At 64.9% G+C, this 5,292-nt stretch carries 3 protein-coding genes and 1 tRNA gene; all 4 read left to right on the plus strand.

The annotated features are described in order from the left end of the window. Window positions 1–208 precede the first annotated feature (208 nt). The 4 genes from OC446_RS29095 to OC446_RS29110 all read left to right on the plus strand — a co-directional run bounded on the left by OC446_RS29095 (window position 209) and on the right by OC446_RS29110 (window position 4,905). A tRNA-Met gene (locus tag OC446_RS29095) sits at window positions 209–285 on the plus strand. A gap of 503 nt (window positions 286–788) precedes the next feature. Further along, window positions 789–1,772: a TAXI family TRAP transporter solute-binding subunit gene (locus OC446_RS29100; RefSeq protein ID WP_262032401.1), complete on the plus strand. Its 984-nt coding sequence runs from the start codon at window positions 789–791 to the stop codon at window positions 1,770–1,772. Window positions 1,773–1,847: 75 nt separating this feature from the next. Next, complete coding sequence (locus tag OC446_RS29105) at window positions 1,848–4,019, plus strand: TRAP transporter permease (protein ID WP_262032402.1); 2,172 nt, start codon at window positions 1,848–1,850, stop codon at window positions 4,017–4,019. Window positions 4,020–4,092: 73 nt separating this feature from the next. Continuing rightward, complete coding sequence (locus tag OC446_RS29110) at window positions 4,093–4,905, plus strand: tellurite resistance TerB family protein (RefSeq protein WP_262032403.1); 813 nt, start codon at window positions 4,093–4,095, stop codon at window positions 4,903–4,905. Window positions 4,906–5,292: the final 387 nt, after the last annotated feature.

A 5,292-nucleotide genomic window follows, 5' to 3' on the forward strand; every position in this document is an offset into this window, starting at 1 on the left:
GACCCGGGAGAGTAGGTCATTGCCGGACCTGCCAAGGACAACGCCAGCTGCCTCTGATACGATCGAACATGTTCTCGCGGCGCTTCTTTGAGCGCCGCGTTTGCATGTGTAAGCCTCAAGCGCTTGCCAATGCCCTCTTCCGCCTTGATCGCCCGCGATCAAGGCCCACAGCTTGGGGTTTGGCGCACGCCAAACTCGCACGCGTTGACGCGGGGTGGAGCAGCCCGGTAGCTCGTCAGGCTCATAACCTGAAGGTCACAGGTTCAAATCCTGTCCCCGCAACCAAGACCACAAGCCCCCGCGAGACACCCTCCGGGGGCTTCGTCATGTCCAAAGCATCCCCGCCACACAACGCACAACGGTCAAAACGCACAACGGTCACCGCCCAAAACGGATCTCAAACACACAGTGGCTCGTTGAACCTGGACAAGCGAAGGTTCAGGCGAGACAACCGAGGCGAGCGAAAAGACAGATACCGACGCACCATCCCGGCAACGAGGGGAGGGGCCCCTGTGTCCGCTGCACGCCACAGCGCTGGTCCCCGGAGGCTCACCTGACATAAACGCGGAATCATCGTCGGCCATCGCTTGTTCGGCGTGACACACCCGGCGGGTTCGACCGATCATCGACGGACGACACGCCACGCCGAAGCGCCACGACACGGCGACGACAGTTTTATTCGTTGACTAACAAAGGTTTCGGGCAGACCTGTAGACGCATCGGCAATTCCCGGTAGAGTGAAGCAGAGCCGTATTGCAAGCGGTCGCATCCTTCACCAGGGGAACACAATGTCTACGAAACTGACCCGTCGCGAACTGGCCAAAATTGGCCTCGGACTTGGAGCTGCCGCCGCTCTCGGTCGCAATGCCTTCGCGCAGGCTCCGGCCTTCTTTCGGATCGGCACGGGCGGCACCGCCGGCACCTATTATCCGGTCGGTGGCCTCATCGCGAATGCCGTCTCCAATCCGCCGCAGCTCGTGCTGACGGCCCAAGCCTCCAACGGCTCCGTGGCCAATGTCAATTCCATCGTTTCCGGCGCGCTCGAATCCGGTTTCACTCAGGCCGACGTGGCCTATTGGGCCTATACCGGCACCGGCCTGTTCGAAGGCAAGGGCAAGATCGAGGATCTGCGCCTTCTCGCGAACCTCTATCCCGAGAGCATCCACCTCGTCGCGGCCAAGTCCGCCAACATCAAGTCTGTTGCGGATCTCAAGGGCAAGCGCGTCTCCATGGACGAGCCGGGCTCCGGCACGCTCGTGGATGCGCGGATCATCCTGTCCGGCTGGGGTATCAAGGAATCGGACGTGAAGGCCGACTTCCTGAAGCCGAACCAGGCGGCCGAGCGCATGCGCGACGGCGGCCTCGACGCTTTCTTCTTCGTGGGCGGCTATCCGACCAGCGCCATCACGGAACTGGCCGCGACGGGCGGCGGCATCGACCTCGTGCCGCTTGCGGGACCGGAGGCGGATGCGATCCGCAAGCAATACAGCTTCTTCGCCGCCGACGAGATCCCGGCCGGAACCTACAAGGATGTGGGTGCCGTGAAGACATTGGCCGTGGGCGCCCAATGGGTGACCTCCGCCAAGGTCCCGGAGGCGGTCGTCTATGAGGTCGTCAAGGGCCTCTGGAGCGACAAAACCCGGGCGGCGCTCGACGCGGGCCACGCCAAGGGCAAGATCATCCGCAAGGAGAATGCCCTCGCGGGCGCCGGCATCCCCGTCCATCCGGGCGCCGAGCGCTTCTACAAGGAAGCCGGCCTGCTGAAGGGCTGATCCCAGTGGACTGACCGTTTCGACCTCCCGCGGCCGACGTCGCGGGAGGCGCTTTGTTTGTGACGAGAGCCCGATATGTCCTCACCCGACGCCCATGTGATCATCGAGAACCGCAGCCTTGAGGAGAAGTTCGATCCCGAGATGCGCTTCCGCCCCCTGCCTCCGGCGACCGCCTGGCTCGTCGCCGGCCTCCTGCTGACGCTCTCGTTCTTCCATTATTATACGGCGGGCTTCGGGCTCCTTCGGGAAGCCACCCATCGCGGCATCCACATGGCCTTCGTGCTGGGCCTGATCTTCCTCGTCTTCTCCGCCTTCAAGAGCGGGCAGGAGCGGATCGCTCCCTCGAACTGGTGGCGCCCGGGCAGCATTTCCCTGCTCGACTGGGGTCTCGCCGTCGCGGCGGCCGCGTCCAGCCTCTATGTGCCATGGATCTTCAACGAATTGGCCTTCCGGGTCGGCAACCCGTCGCCAATGGACGTGATCATGGGGACGATCCTGATCGTCGTTCTGCTGGAGGCGACCCGCCGCTCCGTCGGCTGGCCGCTGCCGGTCATCGCACTCGGGGTGATGGCCTATGCCTATTTCGGCCCCTCCATGCCGGGCATTCTCCAGCATCCCGGCGCCTCGTGGTCCAACATCGTCAACCACCTCTATCTCACCAGCCAGGGCATCTATGGCATCGCCTTGGGCGTCGTCGCCACTTATGTCTTCCACTACGTGCTCTTCGGCGTACTGGCGACCCGGGTTGGGCTCGGCAAGCTCTTCATCGATCTCGCCACCTGCCTGGCGGGCCGCTTCGCGGGCGGGCCGGCCAAGGTCTCGATCTTCGGCTCGGCCCTGTTCGGCATGATCTCGGGCTCCTCCATCGCCAACACGGTGACGGTCGGCTCGCTGACCATCCCGGCGATGATCCGCGTCGGCTATAAGCGCCATTTCGCGGCGGCGGTGGAATCGGCGGCCTCGACCGGCGGCCAGATCACTCCGCCGATCATGGGCGCGGCCGCGTTCCTGATGGTCGAGTTCCTCAATGTTTCCTACCGGACTGTGATTCTTGCGGCTCTCGTGCCGGCCCTCATGCATTTCTTCGGCGTGTTCATGCAGGTCCATCTCGAGGCCAAGCGGGCCGGGTTGAAGGGGCTGCCCGCCGAGGAGCTGCCGAAGGCCGCCAAGGTCCTCCGCGAAGGATGGCAGACGATCATGCCGCTGGCCGTGCTGCTGATCGTGCTGTTCTCCGGCTTCACGCCTTACCTTGCCGCCTTCTGGGGCATCACGGCCTGCCTGGTGGTGGGCGCATCGCGCGTTCCCGCCATCACCCTCGGCTTCCTGGCCGCCATCGTGATCGCCATCGCCACCGGCATGCTCACGCAGTTGGTCTTCTCGGTTCCGCTTCTCGGCCTGGTCCTGGCGCTTCTCGTCTATACGTTCGTCAAGAGCGACGCCGGCAAGGCGCTCGTGCTCGACCTTGTCGACGCCTTCGTGGTCGGCGCCAAATACGCCATCGGCGTGGGCGCGGCGGCTGCCACGGTCGGCATCATCGTGGGCATCGTCACGCTCACCGGCGTCGGCTTCAAGATCTCGTTCATCGTCACATCCTTCGCGGCCCAGATGGCCCAGGGCTTCACGGATTTCGTGCCGGCGGGCCTGGCCGACATGAAGGCCATGACCCTGTTCTTCACCCTGCTGATGACGGCCGTCGTCTGCATCCTGCTGGGATGCGGCGTGCCCACGACGGCGAACTACATCATCATGGTCACCGTCGCGGCGCCCGCCCTGGGTCTGCTCGGGGTCCAGCCGATCGTCGCGCATTTCTTCGTCTTCTATTACGGGGTGCTTGCCGACATCACGCCGCCCGTGGCGCTTGCGGCCTATGCGGGCGCCAGCATGGCGGGCGCCGATCCGTTCAAGACCGGCAATACCGCCTTTCGCCTGGGATTGGGCAAGGCGCTCGTGCCGTTCGTCTTCGTCTACGGTCCGGCCATGCTGATCGTGACGCCCGAATTCACGTGGCCGAGCTTCCTCTTCGTCACGGCAGGAGCCGTCGTCGGCATCATGTTCCTGTCGACAGCCTTCGCCGGCTACGCGCTGACGCAGATGCGCGTCTGGGAGCGCTGGCTCATCGGCCTCGCCGCCCTGCCGATCATCGCGCCGAATGTGCAGATGACCCTGATCGGGCTGGCCATGGCCGCTCCCGTGGTCGTGTCGCAGCTCCTCAAGGCCCGCGCTCCCCTGGTGCCGAGACCGGCCTGACGCGCCGGAGAGAACCTGAACCATTCGGCGGTCCTCCCGTTGTTCCTTGCTGATGGAACAACGGGAGGACCCCATGGTCGATTACAGGAAGCTTCTGGATGCGTTCGTCGGAGCCATCGGGCGTCCCGATCTCCGCAATCCCGGCTCGCCCAGCGAGGGGGGCGTCGGTCAGCAGGCCGAGAGGAGCGTGACGCAGATCACCGGACAGACGCCGGATCAGCTCCTGCAGAAGGCCAAGGATTTTGCCGCCCAGCACCCGGGCCTGACGCAGACGGCGCTGGTCGGCCTGGCGGGGCTTCTGTTCAAGGGCCGCAAGAAGAGCGGCAAGCTGACCGGCAATCTGGTCAAGCTCGGTGGCCTCGCGGTGATTGGCGGGCTGGCCTACAAGGCCTACCAGAACCAGCAGGCTGCCAAAGGTGCGGCTGGAGGCGATACACCCGTGCCCGCCGCTGCGCCTGCCGCACCCGATGAGGCCGTTGCCCAATCGGCTCTGAGCCTGCCCGAAACATCCCGTTTCCACCCCGTTTCGCAGACCGAGGACGACGCGCTCCTGTTCCTGCGCACCATGGTGGCGGCCGCGGCCTCCGACGGGCAGATCGACCAGGCGGAACGGTCCCGGATCGTCAAGGGACTGACCGAAGCCGGCATCGACCCGGAGGCGAGCCGGTGGCTTGAGACCGAGATGGCCTCGCCGGCCGATGTGGAAGAGCTCGCCGCCGGCATCGAGGACCCGGACAAGGCCGCGCAGGTCTATGCGGCCGCCCGTCTCGCCATTGATCCCGACACGATCCAGGAGCGCGAGTTCCTGCACCAGCTGGCCGAGGCGCTCGATCTCGACCCGGCCATCCGTCGGCAGATCGACGATACCGCCGAGGGTTTGACCTAAGTTCGATCCATCCGCCGACATGCAACCTGAAGCCGCCATTGTCTCCCTGGAGTTGAGGCGGGAGGGGGCGGCGATCGCGAGTGCTTGAGGCTCTGCGGTGTAACTCTCAGGAAGACGCGTAGCGGAAGGGGACGGGGATCCAGGGCTGTTCGCTTGGTCGTGGAGCCCCATTCCAGCCTGCGGCTGCCAGTGATGACGTGAGCGGGTGTGAGACGCGCAGCGTTATGTTCTTACTTTGTTCTTGACAGATGCTTTAACCTTGGCTATATCGTTACTCACCTGATCCGACGAGGGGCGCGCTTCGCGAGGCGTCGCAAGTTGTGGGATCCGGCACGGTCCTGTCCGCCGGTCACGCAGCCGGCGCCAGGAGGCCCTTGGCAGCCTTGT

Origin of the sequence: Microvirga sp. Mcv34, assembly GCF_024519725.1 — a bacterium.
In the GTDB taxonomy this organism is placed as follows: Bacteria; Pseudomonadota; Alphaproteobacteria; order Rhizobiales; family Beijerinckiaceae; genus Microvirga.